The sequence below is a fragment of the Sphingomonas arvum genome, assembly GCF_026013565.1.
GTDB classification, from domain to species: domain Bacteria; phylum Pseudomonadota; class Alphaproteobacteria; order Sphingomonadales; family Sphingomonadaceae; genus Sphingomicrobium; species Sphingomicrobium arvum.
Genome location: NZ_JAPDOB010000001.1, coordinates 683,596 through 699,339, shown reverse-complemented (window position 1 = coordinate 699,339; position 15,744 = coordinate 683,596). Strand labels below are relative to the sequence as shown.

General features: G+C 68.1%; 19 protein-coding genes. 4 read left to right on the top strand and 15 right to left on the bottom strand.

Annotated features, from left to right (window positions below):
- Nucleotides 1-28: 28 nt before the first annotated feature.
- The 8 genes from OMW55_RS03455 to paaA are packed head-to-tail and all read right to left on the bottom strand — an operon-like array spanning nucleotide 29 to nucleotide 7,889.
- Nucleotides 29-1,249, bottom strand: a complete 1,221-nt coding sequence (locus OMW55_RS03455; protein ID WP_264880841.1) for a dihydrolipoamide acetyltransferase family protein — start codon at nucleotides 1,247-1,249, stop codon at nucleotides 29-31.
- 1 nt (nucleotide 1,250) lies between these two features.
- The gene (locus OMW55_RS03450; protein WP_264880839.1) at nucleotides 1,251-1,415 is read right to left on the bottom strand and encodes a hypothetical protein; all 165 of its coding nucleotides are present in this window, start codon (nucleotides 1,413-1,415) and stop codon (nucleotides 1,251-1,253) included.
- The gene (locus tag OMW55_RS03445) at nucleotides 1,415-3,463 is read right to left on the bottom strand and encodes an alpha-ketoacid dehydrogenase subunit alpha/beta (protein ID WP_264880838.1); all 2,049 of its coding nucleotides are present in this window, start codon (nucleotides 3,461-3,463) and stop codon (nucleotides 1,415-1,417) included. Before OMW55_RS03445 ends, OMW55_RS03450 begins: the two co-directional genes overlap by 1 nt.
- Nucleotides 3,456-4,649 (bottom strand): amino acid aminotransferase, encoded by a 1,194-nt coding sequence (locus OMW55_RS03440; RefSeq protein WP_264880835.1) that lies wholly within the window; start codon nucleotides 4,647-4,649, stop codon nucleotides 3,456-3,458. The genes OMW55_RS03445 and OMW55_RS03440 overlap by 8 nt, the downstream gene beginning before the upstream one ends.
- An 18-nt stretch (nucleotides 4,650-4,667) precedes the next feature.
- Nucleotides 4,668-5,744, bottom strand: coding sequence for a ferredoxin--NADP reductase (locus OMW55_RS03435; protein WP_264880833.1), 1,077 nt, complete (start codon nucleotides 5,742-5,744; stop codon nucleotides 4,668-4,670).
- Complete coding sequence (paaC, locus tag OMW55_RS03430; RefSeq protein WP_264880832.1) at nucleotides 5,738-6,559, bottom strand: 1,2-phenylacetyl-CoA epoxidase subunit PaaC; 822 nt, start codon at nucleotides 6,557-6,559, stop codon at nucleotides 5,738-5,740. Before paaC ends, OMW55_RS03435 begins: the two co-directional genes overlap by 7 nt.
- Nucleotides 6,559-6,840, bottom strand: a complete 282-nt coding sequence (gene paaB / locus OMW55_RS03425; RefSeq protein ID WP_264880831.1) for a 1,2-phenylacetyl-CoA epoxidase subunit PaaB — start codon at nucleotides 6,838-6,840, stop codon at nucleotides 6,559-6,561. The genes paaC and paaB overlap by 1 nt, the downstream gene beginning before the upstream one ends.
- Nucleotides 6,841-6,887: 47 nt before the next feature.
- Nucleotides 6,888-7,889 carry a 1,2-phenylacetyl-CoA epoxidase subunit PaaA gene (gene paaA, locus OMW55_RS03420; RefSeq protein WP_264880829.1) on the bottom strand — a complete coding sequence of 334 codons (1,002 nt, stop codon included), beginning with the start codon at nucleotides 7,887-7,889 and terminating at the stop codon, nucleotides 6,888-6,890.
- Nucleotides 7,890-7,969: 80 nt separating this feature from the next.
- Here paaA and OMW55_RS03415 point away from each other — a divergent pair, with 80 nt between their 5' ends.
- Both OMW55_RS03415 and paaG read left to right on the top strand, forming a co-directional pair.
- A complete protein-coding gene (locus OMW55_RS03415; protein ID WP_264880827.1) occupies nucleotides 7,970-8,719 on the top strand; it encodes an SDR family oxidoreductase in 750 nt (249 codons plus the stop codon).
- A 45-nt stretch (nucleotides 8,720-8,764) separates the two neighbouring features.
- Nucleotides 8,765-9,544, top strand: coding sequence for a 2-(1,2-epoxy-1,2-dihydrophenyl)acetyl-CoA isomerase PaaG (gene paaG / locus OMW55_RS03410; protein ID WP_264880825.1), 780 nt, complete (start codon nucleotides 8,765-8,767; stop codon nucleotides 9,542-9,544).
- Here paaG and OMW55_RS03405 read toward each other — a convergent pair.
- Both OMW55_RS03405 and OMW55_RS03400 read right to left on the bottom strand, forming a co-directional pair.
- Complete coding sequence (locus tag OMW55_RS03405) at nucleotides 9,541-9,852, bottom strand: PilZ domain-containing protein (protein WP_264880823.1); 312 nt, start codon at nucleotides 9,850-9,852, stop codon at nucleotides 9,541-9,543. The two genes, paaG and OMW55_RS03405, sit on opposite strands and share 4 nt — an antisense overlap.
- A 110-nt stretch (nucleotides 9,853-9,962) precedes the next feature.
- Nucleotides 9,963-10,403 (bottom strand): DUF4383 domain-containing protein, encoded by a 441-nt coding sequence (locus OMW55_RS03400; RefSeq protein WP_264880822.1) that lies wholly within the window; start codon nucleotides 10,401-10,403, stop codon nucleotides 9,963-9,965.
- A gap of 154 nt (nucleotides 10,404-10,557) precedes the next feature.
- On the opposite strand from OMW55_RS03400, the gene paaZ reads away from it, so the two are divergent.
- Together paaZ and OMW55_RS03390 are read left to right on the top strand one after the other, a co-directional pair.
- A complete protein-coding gene (paaZ, locus tag OMW55_RS03395) occupies nucleotides 10,558-12,582 on the top strand; it encodes a phenylacetic acid degradation bifunctional protein PaaZ (RefSeq protein ID WP_264880820.1) in 2,025 nt (674 codons plus the stop codon).
- A 34-nt stretch (nucleotides 12,583-12,616) separates the two neighbouring features.
- Nucleotides 12,617-13,114 (top strand): CBS domain-containing protein, encoded by a 498-nt coding sequence (locus OMW55_RS03390; protein ID WP_264880818.1) that lies wholly within the window; start codon nucleotides 12,617-12,619, stop codon nucleotides 13,112-13,114.
- A gap of 5 nt (nucleotides 13,115-13,119) precedes the next feature.
- Here OMW55_RS03390 and OMW55_RS03385 read toward each other — a convergent pair whose 3' ends face one another.
- From OMW55_RS03385 to OMW55_RS03365, 5 genes are read right to left on the bottom strand one after another with little or no spacing between them, the layout of a single operon-like run.
- Nucleotides 13,120-13,674 carry a F0F1 ATP synthase subunit B family protein gene (locus tag OMW55_RS03385; RefSeq protein ID WP_264880816.1) on the bottom strand — a complete coding sequence of 185 codons (555 nt, stop codon included), beginning with the start codon at nucleotides 13,672-13,674 and terminating at the stop codon, nucleotides 13,120-13,122.
- The gene (locus OMW55_RS03380) at nucleotides 13,667-14,161 is read right to left on the bottom strand and encodes a F0F1 ATP synthase subunit B family protein (RefSeq protein WP_264880814.1); all 495 of its coding nucleotides are present in this window, start codon (nucleotides 14,159-14,161) and stop codon (nucleotides 13,667-13,669) included. Before OMW55_RS03380 ends, OMW55_RS03385 begins: the two co-directional genes overlap by 8 nt.
- Before the next feature lie 31 nt (nucleotides 14,162-14,192).
- Nucleotides 14,193-14,420 carry a F0F1 ATP synthase subunit C gene (locus OMW55_RS03375; protein WP_129383163.1) on the bottom strand — a complete coding sequence of 76 codons (228 nt, stop codon included), beginning with the start codon at nucleotides 14,418-14,420 and terminating at the stop codon, nucleotides 14,193-14,195.
- A 34-nt stretch (nucleotides 14,421-14,454) separates the two neighbouring features.
- Entirely contained in the window at nucleotides 14,455-15,246 is a 792-nt protein-coding gene (locus tag OMW55_RS03370) for a F0F1 ATP synthase subunit A (RefSeq protein WP_264880812.1), read from the bottom strand.
- Entirely contained in the window at nucleotides 15,247-15,573 is a 327-nt protein-coding gene (locus OMW55_RS03365; RefSeq protein WP_264880810.1) for an AtpZ/AtpI family protein, read from the bottom strand. It lies immediately after the preceding gene.
- Between the last annotated feature and the right edge of the window lie 171 nt (nucleotides 15,574-15,744).

The window sequence follows — 15,744 nt, the reverse complement described above, 5'->3', positions numbered from 1 at the left end:
CGGGTAGGCAGGAGGGGCGTTCCGGTCGTTACGGGGCTGTGTTCGGCCAGCTTTCCAGCACGTCGACGAAGCGGGTAAGCCAAGCGTTCGTCTGGTGCCCGTCGACCACCCGGTGATCGATGGTCAGCGTCACGTACGCCATCGGCCGGATCGCGATCACGTCCGCTCCATCGACTTCGCGCACCACCACGCGCTTCTGCAACTTGCCCACGCCAAGGATCGCCGCCTGCCCCTGGTGCAGAATGATCGGCGCCGCCAGCAGCGAGCCCGACACGCCATGGTTGGAGATCGTGAAGCTACCGCCGGCCACGTCCGATCGCTCGAGCCGCCCGTCGCGTGCCCGCCCGGTCAGGTCGTCCAGCCGCGCGCCGATCTCCTCCACGCTCAACCGGCCGCAATCGCGCACCACCGGCACCACCAGGCCCTTCTCGCCCAGCGCCGTGCCGACCCCGATGTCCACCGTCGGCGCAATCGCGATGCGGTCCGCTTCCCACCGCCCGTTGATCGCTGGCGCCGCCGCCATTGCCTCTGCCGCCGCCTTCACCAGGTAAGCAGTGTAGCTCAGCTTCACGCCGCGCGCGGCCAGCGCCCGCTTGTGCGCGGTGATGGCGCTGAAATCCGCCTCGAACAGCGCGGTGACGTGCGGCGCGTCCTGCACCGCCCGCACCATGTTCTCCGCAATCGTCCGGCGCATGCGGTCGTGCGGCACGTCCGTCCAGTTTGCCTCGCTCACCCGCGGCTGCGCGATCGGCTTGTCGCCCGTGTCGACATGGCTGACCGTCGCCGCGCCGACCGCCCGGTCCACGTCTTCGCGGGTGATCCGCCCATCGCGCCCCGTGCCCTTGATGCGGCTCGGGTCGATGTCATGCTGCAGCAAAGCGCGCCGCACCGATGGCGACAGCCGCGTCTCGCGCTGGCCACCGTCGCTGGTCCTGAGCGGAGCCGCTACAAGCGGCGCACTCGAAGGGCGCTCTTCCGTCCCGGCGTTCGACGCCTCTTCAAGACCGCCGCTCTCCGCGCCAGCGCTGATCCGCCCCAGCAGCGCCCCGGGCACCGCTTCCGCATCCGTGTCGAGCAGTATCTCGCTCAGCACCCCTGCCGCCGGCGCCGGCACCTCCTGGGTCACCTTGTCGGTCTCGAGCTCCACCAGCGGGTCGTTCTCCGCGACGGTCTCGCCCACCTGCTTCAGCCACGCGCGGACAACGGCCTTGGTGCCTTCCTGCTCGTCAGGAACCCGGACTTCGATCAACTCACTCGCCCTTCCGCTTCAGGCTGTTCACCGTGGTGAGCACCAGGCCGAACAGGAACACGCCCAGCACTTCCATCGCCGACACACCGAATGCCAAACCGGCAATGCAGAGCGCCAACGTCAGACCGAGTGTCGCCCAGCCGGCATTCGCGCGCCACCATTGCATCAGAAACCCACAAGTCGGTCGATCTCGGCCCGAATCCGTTCGACGCTCGGCACCGCCGCTTCCAGCAGGCTCGGATGATGCGGGCTCGGGATGTCCGGCATGGTCACCCGCGCGACCGGCGCATCCAGGTCCAGGAACGCTTCGTCCGCCACCACCGCCGCAATCTCCGCGCCGAACCCGCCGGTTCGCAGGTCCTCGTGCACGATCAGGCAACGCCGGGTGCGCCGCACGCTGTCCAGCACCATGTCCCGATCCCACGGCATCAGCGTGCGCAGGTCGATCACGTCCGCGCTCACGCCTTCCGCCGCCGCCTCGCACCGCGGCACCATCGCGCCCCAGGTCACGATCGTGATGCGCTCGCCGTCCCGCGTCTTCTTCGCCCGTCCGAACGGCAGCACGTAATCGTCGCCCGGCCACGGCCGCCGCGCCCAGCTGTCGTCCAGCATCGCCCGATGTTCGAAGAACAGCACCGGATCATTCCCGCGCAGCGCACTCCGCAGCAGCCCGACGGCGTCCTCGGCGTTGCTCGGCACCGCCACGAGCCAGCCCGGATTGTGCACGAACTGCACTTCGTTGGTCTGGCTGTGCCAGGGGTCGCCGCACTTGAAGAAGCCGCCCGGCACGCGCAGCACCATCGGCGCCGCGAAGCGGTTGGCCGTGCGCCAGCGCATGGTCCCGATATCGTTGATCTGCTCGGTCGCCGGCTCGGCATATTTGCGGAACTGGATCTCCGGCACTGGCAGCAGCCCGGCCATCGCCATCCCCGCCGCGCGCCCGACGATCCCTTCCTCGTTCAGCGAGGTATCGAACACACGGCTGACGCCGAACCGCTCCTGCAGCCCCAGCGTCACTGCATGAACGCCGCCCTTGGGCCCGACGTCCTCGCCGAAAACGCACATGCGTGGATTAGCGCTGAGCTCCCCTTCAAGCACCCGGCGGATGGCGGTGACCATGTTGATCCGCTGCCCCTCCGGCCGGGGTTGGTCATGCGTGCCGTCCAGCTCCAGCCCGGCACGTCCGCCCACCACCGAATGCCGGCCCGAGAAGAACACATCGTCCGCGACCTGCTCGACCGGCAACACCGGACGAGCTTCCGCTTCGCCCCGAGCCTGCCCGACTTCCCACTCGACCCGCTGCTCGATCTCGCTCCAGTCCGCGTCGCCGATCTGCCGCTCGGCGCAATGCGCCTTGAGCTTCGGCAGCGGATCGCGCGCCCACTCGGCGGCGATCACCTCTTCCGACTTGTAGGTCTGCGTGTCCTGGTAGCTGTGCCCCTCCAGCCGCGGCACCGTCAGCCGCAGCAGCGCCGGCCGACCGGACCGCACATGCGCCACCGCCTGGTCGATCAGCCGCGCTGCCTCGACCGGGTTGGTGCCGTCGCCATTGAAGATCGTCAGCCCCTTGAAGCTCGCCAGGTTGGCGGCGATGTCCTGACCCGGCGTCTGGTAGGTCGACGGCACGGAAATGCCGTAGCCATTGTCCTCGACATACATCAGCAGCGGCAATTGCTGGGTCGTCGCGATGGTCAGCGCCGACCAGAAGCCGCCGGTCGCGCAGCTCGCATCCCCGCCCAGCACCAACGCGATGTTGCCCAGGCCCTCGCCCTTCAGCACCTCGGCCTTGTACTTGATCGCCTGCGCCCAGCCCGCCGCCGGCGTATATTGCGCGCCAACGCCGCCGCTCATCGGCAGGGCATGCGCACCGCCCGGATTGGGGTAGTTGAACACCACGCCGATATCCCGGCCGCCCGAATAGCCACCGGCCCGGCCCATGCCGGACCCCAGCGCATCGGCCAGCGGCACGCCCAATGCCAGCAACAGCGGACGGCTGCGATAGTAGCCGCACGCGGCATCGCCATCGCGTAGCTTCAATCCCAGCAGCACCTGCGCCAGGTCATGCCCGCGCGCGCTGAACTGATAGAGCACCTTCTTCGCCGGAACGAGCTCTTCCTCCTCGATCCGGTCCATCTCCCGGCTGGTCAGCACCAGCCGCGCCACCTCGCGCCAGTCGACCTCCGTCCCGCAAAAGGCGGGGTCCGCGTCAGCCATCGAGCGCCTCGACCACCGCCGCGCAGAACCGGTCGATGTCCGCGTCCGCCATGCCGACCACGTTGAACCGGCCGCTGTCCGCCATGTAGATGCCGTGCTTCTCCCGCAGCCCCACCACCTGCGCCTTGGACAGCGGCATCATGGAGAACATGCCGAACTCGTTGGCGATGTAAGCTAGCCGCGGATCGCTGTCCGCGATGCGCCGGCGCACCGCGTTGATCCGGTCGCGCATCGCCGCCACTTCGCCCAGCCACTGCTGGCGCAGGCCTGAGTCCTCCAGCACGATCCGCGCCGTCGCCGCGCCATGGTCAGGTGGCATCGACCAGGCCTCGCGCGCGATCTGCAGCACGTGCGCCATGGCATTAGCCGTCGCCTGCTCGCTGCCGGTTTTCAGCCACATGCTGCCGACCCGGTCGCGATAAACGCCGAAATTCTTGTCGCAGCTCTGCGCGATCAGCACCTCGTCGCACGCGTCCAGCATCACCCGGACGCCATAGGCATCCTCGTCCAGCCCGCGCCCAAACCCTTGGTAGGCAAGGTCGATCAGCGGGGTCAGCCGCCGCTCGCTGGCAATGGCGGCCACTTCCCGCCACTGCTCCTCGCCAAGGTCCGCACCGGTCGGGTTGTGGCAGCAGCCGTGCAGCAGCAGCACGTCGCCGACGTTGGCCTGCTCGGCCGCCCGTCGCAGCGCCTCGAAATCGATGCGTCGTGCCTCGAAGTCATAATGGCGGTACTCGACCGTCTCCAGCCCTGCGCCTTTCAGCAGCGGCGGATGGTTCGGCCAGGTCGGCGTTCCCACCAGCACCCGCGCCTCGGGCCTCGCCAGCTTGATCAGCCGCGTCGCGAGGAACAGCGCGCCGCATCCACCCGGCGTCTGCACGCCCGCGATCCGCGCGTCGCCAGCGTGGCCGCCCAGCACGATCGGCCGCAGCGCCGCGGTGAAGCCCCGGTCGCCCCACCCGCCCAGGTACGCCTTGGTCTCCTGGTTCGCGACAAGCCGGCGCTCGGCTTCCTTGACGCTGGCCGGGATAGGTGTCGTGCCCGCCCCGTCCCGGAATACGCCAACCCCCACGTCGATCTTGTCGGTCCGGGGATCGGCGGCGATCAGTCCGATGAGGGCCAGCAGCGAGTCGCTGACGACCGGTTCCAGATCGGCGATGCCCTTGGGCGTGGGTGTGGTGAGCATGGGGCCGCCGTAGCGCCGTTACGCGTCGTAATCCACCGCCACGCCCTCGCCTTTGGGCACCGACTGGCAGGTCAGCACGTAACCGGCGTCGATCTCCTCGTCGGTCAGGCCATAGCGCGCGGCCATGCTGACCTCACCCGCAGTTACTCGCGCGCGGCAGGTGGCGCACACGCCCGCCTTGCAGGCGAACGGCGCCGGCAACCCGCTGGCCCGCGCCGCATCCAGGATGTTGCTGCCGTCGAACGGCACCCGCCGGGTCCGCCCGTCAATGGTGACGCTCATCTGCAGGCCCGAGGCGGCCTGCTGCAGCTGCGCCATCTCCGCCGCCAACGCCGCGGACGGCCGCCCGGCCGTGAACCGCTCGATGTGGATCCGGTCGGCGTCGACCCCGCGGCTGAGCATCGCCGCCTCGGCCGCCTCCATCATCGGCCCGGGTCCGCAGACGAACCAGGCGTCAACATCTTGCGGCTCAGTCACGAACGCCTCGATAACGCGTTCACACGTCGCCCGGTCGAGCATGCCGTTGAGCAGCTCGACGTCGCCCTCCTCGTCCGACAGCAGATGGAACAGCTCGAACCGACCCAGGTACCGGTCCTTCAGCGCCGCCAGCTGCTCCAGGAAGATGATCGAGTTCGCATCCCGGTTGCCGTAGAACAGGGTGAACCGGCCATTCGGTTCGGCCTTCAGCGCGGTGCGCACCAGGCTCATGATCGGAGTGATACCCGATCCGCCCGCAAACGCCACGAATCGCCGCCCGTCGGACGCGCCGAAGTCGATGGTGAACGACCCGTGCGGCGGCATGACGTCAAGCTCGTCGCCAGCCTTCAACTCCCGCGCCACCCAGTTGCTGAACGCCCCGCCGGCGATCTGCTTCACCGTGACCTTGAGCTCGCCGTCGTCCGGCGCCGTGCACAGCGAGTAGTTACGCCGCACGTCCTCGCCGCCGATCACCGTCCGCAGCGTCAGATGCTGGCCCGCTCGGAAACGGTACAGGTCCGCAAGCTCCGGCGGCACGGCGAAGCGGATGGAGCGGGCCTCGTCCGTCTCCGCTACCACTTCCGCGACCTTGAGCGTGTGGAAGTCCTTGGTCACCATTTCGCGTCCGGATAGGTGCGCGGCAGATACTGCATGATCGCCAGCAGGTGCCCCAGATGCTCGCTATGGTGCCCGCGCCGACCGCCCACGATCGCGCGCTGGTCCTTGGGCAACGGCAGCGTGGCGTCGGCCAACACCGCACCGACCGCCGCCCTATATTCCTCCTCGAAGCTCCGCGGATCCGCCGCGATACCCGCCTGGACCGCTGCCGCCAGTTCCTCGTCCACCTCGAACAGTTCCGGTACGAACCGCCAGCACCAGTCCAGCCCGTCCACCGTCCGGGCCCGGCTCTCGTCCGTTCCGTCGCCCAGCCGCACGACCCACTCGGCCGCCAGTTCGCGATGGTAGGCCACTTCCTTAACGCCCTTGGCGGCGATGCCCGCGACCGCCGCGTCCGAGCTCGCCGTCAGCCGCTGGTACAACATGTGCTGCCAGGTTGAGAACAGCAGCTGCCGGACCATGGTCCGCGCGAAGTCGCCGTTCGGCTGCTCCACGAGCCAGCAATTGCGGAAGTCCAGCACGTCGCGCTTGAACGCCAGCCGGTCCGCGTCGCCCGCTTCGGCCAGGAACAGGGTCGCCTGCCCGATCAAGTCCAGCGACAGGTTGGCCAGGCTCAGGTCCACCTCGACGCTCGGCGCATGCCCGCACCACTCGCTCAGGCGCTGCCCGAGGATCAGCGCATCGTCACCCAACCGCAGCAGGTAACCCGCACGCACCGGATCGTGCGCGTCGCTAGGCGCATCGAACGCGCCCGCCGGCCGCAGCTTCTCGGCGACCGCCTCGTCCTCGGGCCTGATCGGGGGAAGCGACGGCATCAGATATGCTTCACTTCGTCGGGGATCTCGTAGAAGGTCGGGTGACGGTAGACCTTGTCGGCCGCCGGCTCGAACAGCTCACCGGCCTGGTCGGGGTCACTGGCGACGATGTCGGCCGAACGCACGATCCAAAGGCTCACGCCTTCCTGCCGCCGGGTGTAGGTGTCGCGCGCATGGCGCAGCGCCAGCTCGGCATCGGGCGCATGGACCGACCCGACGTGGCGATGGGCAAGCCCGCCCTTCGCCCGCACGAACACTTCCCACAACGGCCAATCGGACACGGCTTTCTCCTACCCGCCGCGACCGATAGGCACGAACCGCCGGTGGCTCAAGCCGCCGCCCGGCTCCGCCGCTTGGCCTCGTGCGCCGCGGCGGCCTCGCGCACCCAGGCGTTCTGGGTCCAAGCCTCGCGCCGGGCGGTGATCCGCTCCCTCGCGACCGGGCCCTCGCTTCGCACCACCGCGTAGAACTCCTCCCAGTCGATCTCGCCGAAGTCGTAGCCGCCCTTGGCTTCGTTCCACTTGAGCTCGGGATCGGGCACGGTCAGCCCCAGGAACTCCGCCTGCGGCACGGTGATGTCGACGAACTTTTGCCGCAGCTCGTCATTCGTCTCGCGCTTGATCCGCCACCGCAAGGACTGCGCCGTGTTGGGCGAGTTCTCGTCCGGCGGCCCGAACATCATCAGCGAAGGCCACCACCAGCGGTTGAACGCGTCCTGCGCCATCCGCTTCTGCTCGGGCGTGCCGTTCGCCAGCTCCGTCATCGCCTCATAGCCCTGGCGCTGGTGGAAGCTCTCCTCCTTGCACACCCGGACCATCGCCCGTGCATAGGGCCCGTAGCTGGTCCGCTGCAGGGGCACCTGATTCATGATCGCCGCGCCGTCGACCAGCCAGCCGATCGCCGCGATGTCCGCCCAAGTCAAAGTCGGATAGTTGAAGATGGTCGAGTACTTCGCCTTGCCCGAATGCAGCGCCTCGATCATCTCTTCCCGGCTGGTGCCCAGCGTCTCGGCCGCGCAGTAGAGGTACAGGCCATGGCCTGCCTCGTCCTGCACCTTGGCAAGCAGGATGGCCTTGCGCCGCAGGCTCGGCGCCCGCGTGATCCAGTTGCCCTCCGGCAGCATGCCGACGATCTCGCTGTGCGCATGCTGGCTGATCTGCCGCGTCAGCGTCTTGCGATAAGCCTCCGGCATCCAGTCCTTGGGCTCGATGAACTCGTCCGCCGCGACCCGCGCCTCGAACGCCGCGAGCAGCTCCGGGTCTTCCTGTGGCGCGATCGGCTGCACGGTGGCGCCGGGCTTGCTGAGTTCGGTCGTGTACATGATTTCCATTTAGTGCTTCAGGGCCGCCGGTTCAAACGCACGAAGGCGCCCCTATGTGTCGACCCGGACCATCGACCGGGAGCGAACCCATGAAGACCAGCGGCAACACCATCCTCCTCACCGGTGGCGGCAGCGGCATCGGCCGCGAACTCGCCCGTCGCTGGGCAGAGGCCGGCAACACGGTGATCATCGCCGGCCGCCGCCTCGACGCGCTGGAGGAGACCGCCCAGGGCAATCCGTCCATCCACCCGGTCCAGTTCGATGCCTCCGACGGTGCGGCGACCGACGCCTTCGTCACCACCCTGCTTGATCGCTTTCCGGCGCTCAATGTCCTGGTCAACAATGCCGGCATCATGCGTCAGGAGGACCCTCGGTCCCGGCGCGACCTCAGCGACGCCGAGGCGACCGTCACCACCAACCTGCTCGGCCCCATTCGCCTGATCGACGCGCTGATCGATTATCTCTCGGCCCAGCCCGACTCGGTGATCGTCAACGTCACTTCGGGCCTCGCGACCGTGCCGCAGCCACTGTTCGCCACCTACTCGGCGACCAAGGCTGCGCTGCACAGCTACACCGTCTCGCTCCGCAACCGGTTGAAGGGGAAGGTAGAGGTGATCGAACTGGTGCCGCCCGGCGTGCAGACCGACCTCACTCCTGGCCAGGCCACGCGGCCCGGCTACATGCCACTGGCGGAATTCGTCGACGAGGTGATCAGCCTGTTCGCCCAGCAGCCGACCCCGTCAGAAATCCTGGTCGAGCGGGTCAAGGGCTTCCGTTTCGCGGAGCGCGACGGCACGGTTGAGGAGAAAGCGGAGATACTGGCCAACATGCCGCGCTGACCCCCGGCGCTTGACCGCGCGTCGGCGAGCCCGCTTGATGGCGACATGACCTACCAGACCATTCTTCTCGATCATTCCGGCCACGTGGCCCGGATCACCCTCAACCGCCCCGAGCGGCTGAACAGCTTCACCCGCCAGATGCACGGCGAGCTGTCGGACGCCCTGCACCAGGCGGCCGACGCGCGGGTCATCGTCCTCACCGGGGCCGGTCGCGGCTTCTGCGCGGGTCAGGACCTCAACGATCGCGCCGTTGCGCCGGGCGAGGCGGTCGATCTCGGCGAGACGGTCGAGGAGAGCTGGAATCCGCTGGTCCGCCGCCTGGCGACCATCCCTCAGCCGGTGATCGCCCGCGTGAACGGCGTTGCGGCGGGCGCCGGCGCCAACATTGCGCTGGCCTGCGACCTGGTCGTCGCCGCCCGCTCCGCCAAGTTCATCCAGAGTTTCTCCGCGCTCGGCCTCATCCCCGACAGCGGCGGCAGCTGGCACCTCCCCCGCCTCGTCGGCCAGGCCCGCGCCCTCGGCCTCGCCCTCACCGGCGAGCCGCTCTCCGCCGAACAGGCGGCCGCATGGGGCCTGATCTGGAAGTGCGTCGACGACGACGCGCTGGACGCCGAGACCGACAAGCTTGCGCAGAAGCTTGCCAGCCTCCCGCCGCTCGGCCTCGCCGCGATCAAGAACCTCGTCCGCACCAGCTCGCAGCGCACGCTCGACCAGGAACTCGACCTTCAGCGCGACGAGATGCGCCGCCTCGGCTTCACCGCGGACTACCGGGAAGGAGTCGCGGCCTTTCTTGAAAAGCGCTCCCCCACGTTCACCGGACGCTAGTACGAACTCGCGTCCGGGCACCTCGCGCCGAACTGGCGCGTCAGGTGGTCGAACACGGCGGGATGGATCGGCCTGGCAAACTCCACTCCGACGTCAAAGGCGCGCACCCAGCAGACCGTCGCCGGGAGCGGCTCCAGCCCTTCGAACCGGATCATCACCTGCTCGTCCAGCTTGGGCACGTCGGCAACGGCCACGCGGCAGCCATGCCGCGACACGTCGCGCACCTCGACGAGGTAATGGGCGACCGCCGACCGGCGCAGGATGATTTCGCCCTTGAGGCTGCACCTGATGCTTTGCCGCTTGCGCATCTGTCGTAGTCACCCCGATCGAAGCGCATCGTTCCAGCGCTCCCCTGCCCATGGCTCGCTTACGCCGCGAGGGTTAGCGCCGGGTTACCAGTTGCAAGAAAAGGTGAAACTCAGCGCTGCTCAAAGTCTGCGGAGTGCCCATGCCCGGTCCTGTCCCGATGCATGAAGCCGAAGTAGGCCGCCGGGATCGCCAGCAACCCATGCAGCCACACATCGTGGCCAAAGATCGGCACCAGCCCGAACAGCGTGTTGATCCCCGGGATCAGCCCCAGGATCACCAGTGCGCCATAGCTCACCGCCACCACCCGGGCGTAGGTGCGTGCACCAGCCCAGCTACGCGCCGCCACCACGCCCCAGACGCCGTACAACAGATGCAGTGCTGAATGGATGACGTTCACGGGGAACAGCCCCAGCGCATCCCCGTACAAGGTATCCACCGCCATGTCGGGGTGCCCCGAACCGGGCGGCTGCAACAGGCCGGGAATGAACCCGGTGGCCGCGATCAACAGGAAAACAATCCCCCAGATCAGCGCGAAGTTGCGGGTGCTCATGGCCACTCTCCACCAACGGGCTCAGCATTGCCATGAACCCGTGTCGGCCCGCATCGTTGCGCGCTCGTGGACTCATGACGATTGGTTGGCACAACGCCGCTCGCTAGTGACGGCTCCGCTTGCCCGTCCGGCCGCTCGACCTATGGATGGACCAATGAAGACTCCCCAGCTGCTCAACTATGCTCGCGACTCCTGGACTCCCGGCGATGCCGCCAGCCTGACCGAGCTGCCGTCCGCGATCGACGGCTCGCCCGTGGCGCTTACTGGTTCCGGCGGGCTCGATTTCGGAGCCATGGCGACCTACGCCCGCGAGGTCGGCGGCCCCGCCCTGCGCCGCATGACCTTTCACGAACGCGCTCGCATGCTGAAGGCGCTTGGGCTCGCCATCCTCGCCCGCAAGGAAGAGCTGTACGAGCTCAACTACGCGACCGGCTGCACCCGCAAGGACGGCTGGATCGACATCGAGGGCGGCGCGGGCACCCTGCTGTCCTTCTCGTCCAAGGGCCGGCGCGAGCTGCCCGACGCTCACGTCCTGCTGGACGGGCAGATCGAGCCGCTCTCCAAGTCGGGCCTATTCGTCGGTCAGCACGTCTTCAGCTCGCTGCAGGGCGTCGCGGTCCACATCAACGCCTTTAACTTCCCGGTCTGGGGCATGCTGGAGAAGCTCGCGCCTACCCTGCTTGCCGGCGTGCCCGCAATTGTGAAGCCGGCCAGCGCGACCGCTTGGCTGACCGAAGCCGCGTTCAAGGTGATGATCGAAGCGGGCATCCTGCCACCGGGCGCGGTGCAGCTGATCGTTGGCGGCGTCGGCGACCTGTTCGACCACCTGTCCGGCCAGGACGTGGTCAGCTTTACCGGCTCGGCCGCGACCGCACTCAAGCTCCGCACCCACCCCGCGATCCAGCGCGAGAGCGTCAAGTTCATTGCCGAACAGGACAGCCTCAACGCCTCCGTCCTCGGCCCCGACGCTGCGCCTGGCACGCCCGAGTTCGACCTGTTCGTTCGCGAAGTCGTCAACGAAATGACGGTCAAGGCCGGCCAGAAGTGCACCGCCATCCGCCGCGCGCTTGCTCCGGCCGATCACATCGACGCGGTCGAGGCCGCAATCCGCGACCGGCTCGCTGCTACGAAGGTAGGTGATCCGCGCGCCGAGGATACCCGCATGGGCGCCCTCGTCAGCCGCGCCCAGCGCGACAGCGTGCGCGAAGCCGTCAGCCGGATCGTCGCCGCCGGAGCCCGCGTCGCGGCCGGCGACCCCGACGCCAGCCTCGGCCCGGACGGCGGCGCGTTCCTGTCGCCGCTGCTACTCCGCACCGACGATCCCTGGGCCTGCGAAGCCGCGCATGACGTGGAGCCGTTCGGCCCGGTCAGCACCGTGATGCCCTACCGCGACCTCGACGACGCCGTCCGCCTCGCCAACCGCGGCCGCGGCAGCTTGGTCCTCTCGATGTTCACTTACTCCCCGCAAGCTGCGCGTGAGTTCATTCTCGGCGCCGCCAGCTTCCACGGCCGCATGCTGGTGCTGGACCGCACCAACGCCAAGGACTCGACGGGCCACGGCTCGCCCCTGCCCGTCCTTACCCACGGCGGCCCCGGCCGTGCCGGCGGCGGCGAGGAGATGGGCGGCATCCGCGGCGTCACCCACTACATGCAGCGCACCGCGCTCCAGGGCTCGCCCGCGATGATCGCCGCCATCACCGACCAGTACATCCCTGGCGGCCCCAAGCACGTCGTCGAGACCCACCCCTTCCGCAAGCGAATGAGCGAGTTGACCATCGGCGACACGCTTCGGACCGCCAGCCGCGTTGTGTCAGTGGAGGACATCGAGCACTTCGCTCACTTCACCGGCGACACCTTCTACGCCCACATGGACGAGGAAGCGGCCAAGGCCTCGCCGATCTTCGAAGGCCGGGTCGCCCATGGCTACCTGATCCTGAGCTTCGCGGCGGGCCTCTTCGTCGACCCCGCGCCCGGCCCCGTCCTCGCCAACACCGGGCTCGAGAACCTCAGGTTCCTGACCCCGCTCTACCCAGGCGATTCGATGCGCGTGGAGCTGACCGTCCGCTCCAAGAGCCTCAAGAGCGAGGAGACCGGCGTCGTCCGCTGGGCCGTCGAGATCTTCAACCAGAAAGACGAAGTTGTCGCGACCTACGATCTTCTCACGGAGAATGTGCCCTGATCCAGGCGTTGGAGGTCCTCTCCAGGAGGATCCCATGCCGCAGAAGATCAGCGAAGTGATGAGCCGCGATGTCCAGACCGTCAGCCCTGAGTCGACCGCGCAGGAAGCCGCGGGCTTCATGCTCCGGGCCGACGCCGGCGCCATTCCAGTGACCGAAGGCGAGCGGGTGGTCGGGATGATAACCGACCGTGACATCGCCGTGCGCGGCGTCGCCCAGGGTCGCGGCCCCGAAACACCGGTGCGCGAGCTGATGACCGAAGGTGCCGTGACAGCGCGCCAGGACGATGACCTCGAGTCCGTCGCCATCCTCATGAGCGACGAGCAGGTCCGCCGCATCGCCATCGTCGACGACGGCGAGCGCCTGGTGGGCATTGTCAGCCTGGCTGACGTCTCCCGCTCCGATCAGGGCGAAGCCGCCAGCGTGGCGCTCGGCGGAGTGACCGATCCGGGCGGAGAGCACAATCAGAGCGCTGAGGGCGGCTCCGCGATGCAGGGTGGTGAAAGCGGCAGCGTGAACCCGCAGCCGAGTTAAGTGGTTTAGCGGCCGAGGCCGGCAATCGCCTGGTCGATGACCGCCTTATCGGCCGCGCCGTCGTGCCGCTCGGCGATAATCCGGGCGGCAGCACGGCTGGCAGCGTCTGCGGCGGTGGCACGCAGTTGCTGCAACGCGGCGCGCTCCTCGGCGGCAATCTTGTCTTCCGCCATCCGGGTGCGCCGCTCGACCAGCGCCGCGGCATCGGTCTCGGCCTTGGCGCGAATGGCCTCGGCCTCGTGCCGCGCACGCTCGACCATCGCCGCCGCCTCACCCTCGGCAGCCCGCGAGCGGCCTTCGTACTCGGCCTTCAGCGCCTCCGCCTCACGGCGCAGCTCGGCGGCTTCGTCCAGCTGAGCGCGGATGGTCGCGATCTTGGCGTCCAGCGACTTGCCAATGGCGCCGGGCACCTTCTTCCACAGCATCAGCAGCACGACCACCAGCATGGCCAGCCCGACCAGCATGGTCGCATCGAACCCCAGCGCGCTGGGGTCGACGTGATGCTCGGAGCCCGCCTGCACCTCGGTGTGGGTGCTCTCGGTGATCGGCGGATTAGCCACGGACGAGCTCCTGCTGAACGGCGGTACGGGCGGTGCTCTCGTCGACGCTCAGGCCAGCGACCCGCTGCACCATTGCGGCGGCCGCCTCAGCGGCGACTGCTTCGATCTCGGCCTGGGCTGAGCTGCGCGCCTCGGCAATGCGCTTGCTGGCCAGCTCCAGCTTGCCGGCGGAAAACCGGTCCGCTTCGGCCACCCGGGCCTCCGTGGCCCGCGCAGCCTCTGCCTTGGCCTCGGCGGCAAGCCGCGCTGCGTCGGCCCGGCTACGGTCCATCGCCTCGCGATAACCCGCCTCCAGCCGGTCCGCATTCTCGCGGGCCGAAGCCGCTTCCTTGAGGTCGGCGGCGATCCGGGCATCGCGCGCGTCCACCGTACCCTGGATCTTCGGCACCATGCCGAGACCCACGATCAGGAAGATCGCGCCGAAGATGATCGCCAGCCAGAACAGCTGCGATGCGTAGATTTCGCCGATTTGGGCGATCTGCGGCATGGCCGACCCCTAAGGAGTGTCAGTCAGAAAGTTAGGCGACGAACAGCAGGATCATCGCCACGACGAACGCCAGCAGGCCGAGCAGCTCGGCGGCGGCGAAGCCGATGAACAGGCGACCCTGCTGGCTGTCGGCGGCGGCCGGGTTACGCAGCGCGGACTCGAGGAACGAGCCGAACACGTTACCCACGCCCAGCGCGGCCATGCCCACGCCGATGGCGGCCAGACCGGCACCGAGCAGCTTTGCGGCTTCTGCGTCCATGTTGAAAAACTCCCTTTGCTTTGTCTTGTTGTGATTAGTGGAGGTTGATGGCGTCGTTCAGGTACAGCGACGTCAGCAGTGCGAAAACGTAGGCCTGGATGGCGGCAACCAGCAGCTCCAGCGCGCTGATACCGATCATCAGGATGAGCGACGGAAGGCTGACAACCGGCGCGACCCACAGCGCTTCGGCGTTCAGGCCGTTGATCACGAACCCGGCCAGCACCTTCAGCAGGATGTGGCCGGCGGTCATCGCCACAAACAGTCGCAGCGCCAGGCTGAACGGACGCACCATGAAGGAGACGAATTCGACCGGGATCAGGATCGGCATCATCCACCAGGGCGCGCCGTGCGGCACGAACAGGCTGAAGAAGTGGAGGCCATGCTTGGCGAAGCCGACGATCAGCACGATCGAGAAGGACACGATCGCCAGCACCGCCGTGACGGTTAGGTGGCTGGTGACGGTGAAGGGATGCACCCCGGGGATGATCCCGAACGGCAGCAGGCCGAGCACGTTCGCCACCAGGATGAACATGAACAGCGAGAAGACATAGGGCACAAACTTGCGGCCCTTGGGGCCAACGTTCGTTTCCAGCATGTCCGTGACGAAGTTGGTGACGCCCTCGACGGCGACTTGCCAGCGGCCGGGGACGAGCTCCCGCTTCATGCCACCCAGCATGAACAGCCAAATGACCGCCAGCGTCAGCAGCATCCATAGCGAACTGTTGGTGAACGCGATCGAGTGGCCCGCGATGGTCCAGTCATGGCCGAACAGCGGTTCGACCTGGAACTGGTGCATCGGATCGATCTTGCCCGATTCGGCGGCCACTTAGCGGTCCTTCTTCCCGTTCGCGTTCGACATCTTGATGATGCTCCAGAACCCGCTGGCGGTGCCGAGCACCATCAGCGAGATGAAGAGCAAAGGCCACGTGCCCAGCAGGCGATCTAGCGCCCACCCGATCAGCGTGCCTCCGACGATGCCTCCGATCAGCGTCGCCAGCACCCGCTGGCCAAGCTGCTCGTTGGCGTCCGCCGGCTGTGCCTTGCCGATCCTGGCGTCCTCCTGCCGCTGCACCTTGGACAACCTCTCCTCGAGGCGGTCCAGCCGCGCGTCCGGTGACGACTTCGGATCCTGTCCGGGCTCCTCTTCCACCATGACCCCGTCTCCCTCATGTGCGCGGCGGCGCGGCAAAAGTCGCGCAAACGTCGCGTAAGGCAAGGAACATGGCGGCCGACAAGCCCGCCAAGGCGCCGCCCCTTTAGCAGCGAGGGCGCACAGGTCAACCGTGCGGACTGGCTGCCGAACCGATCGCCCGGTACAAGAAGG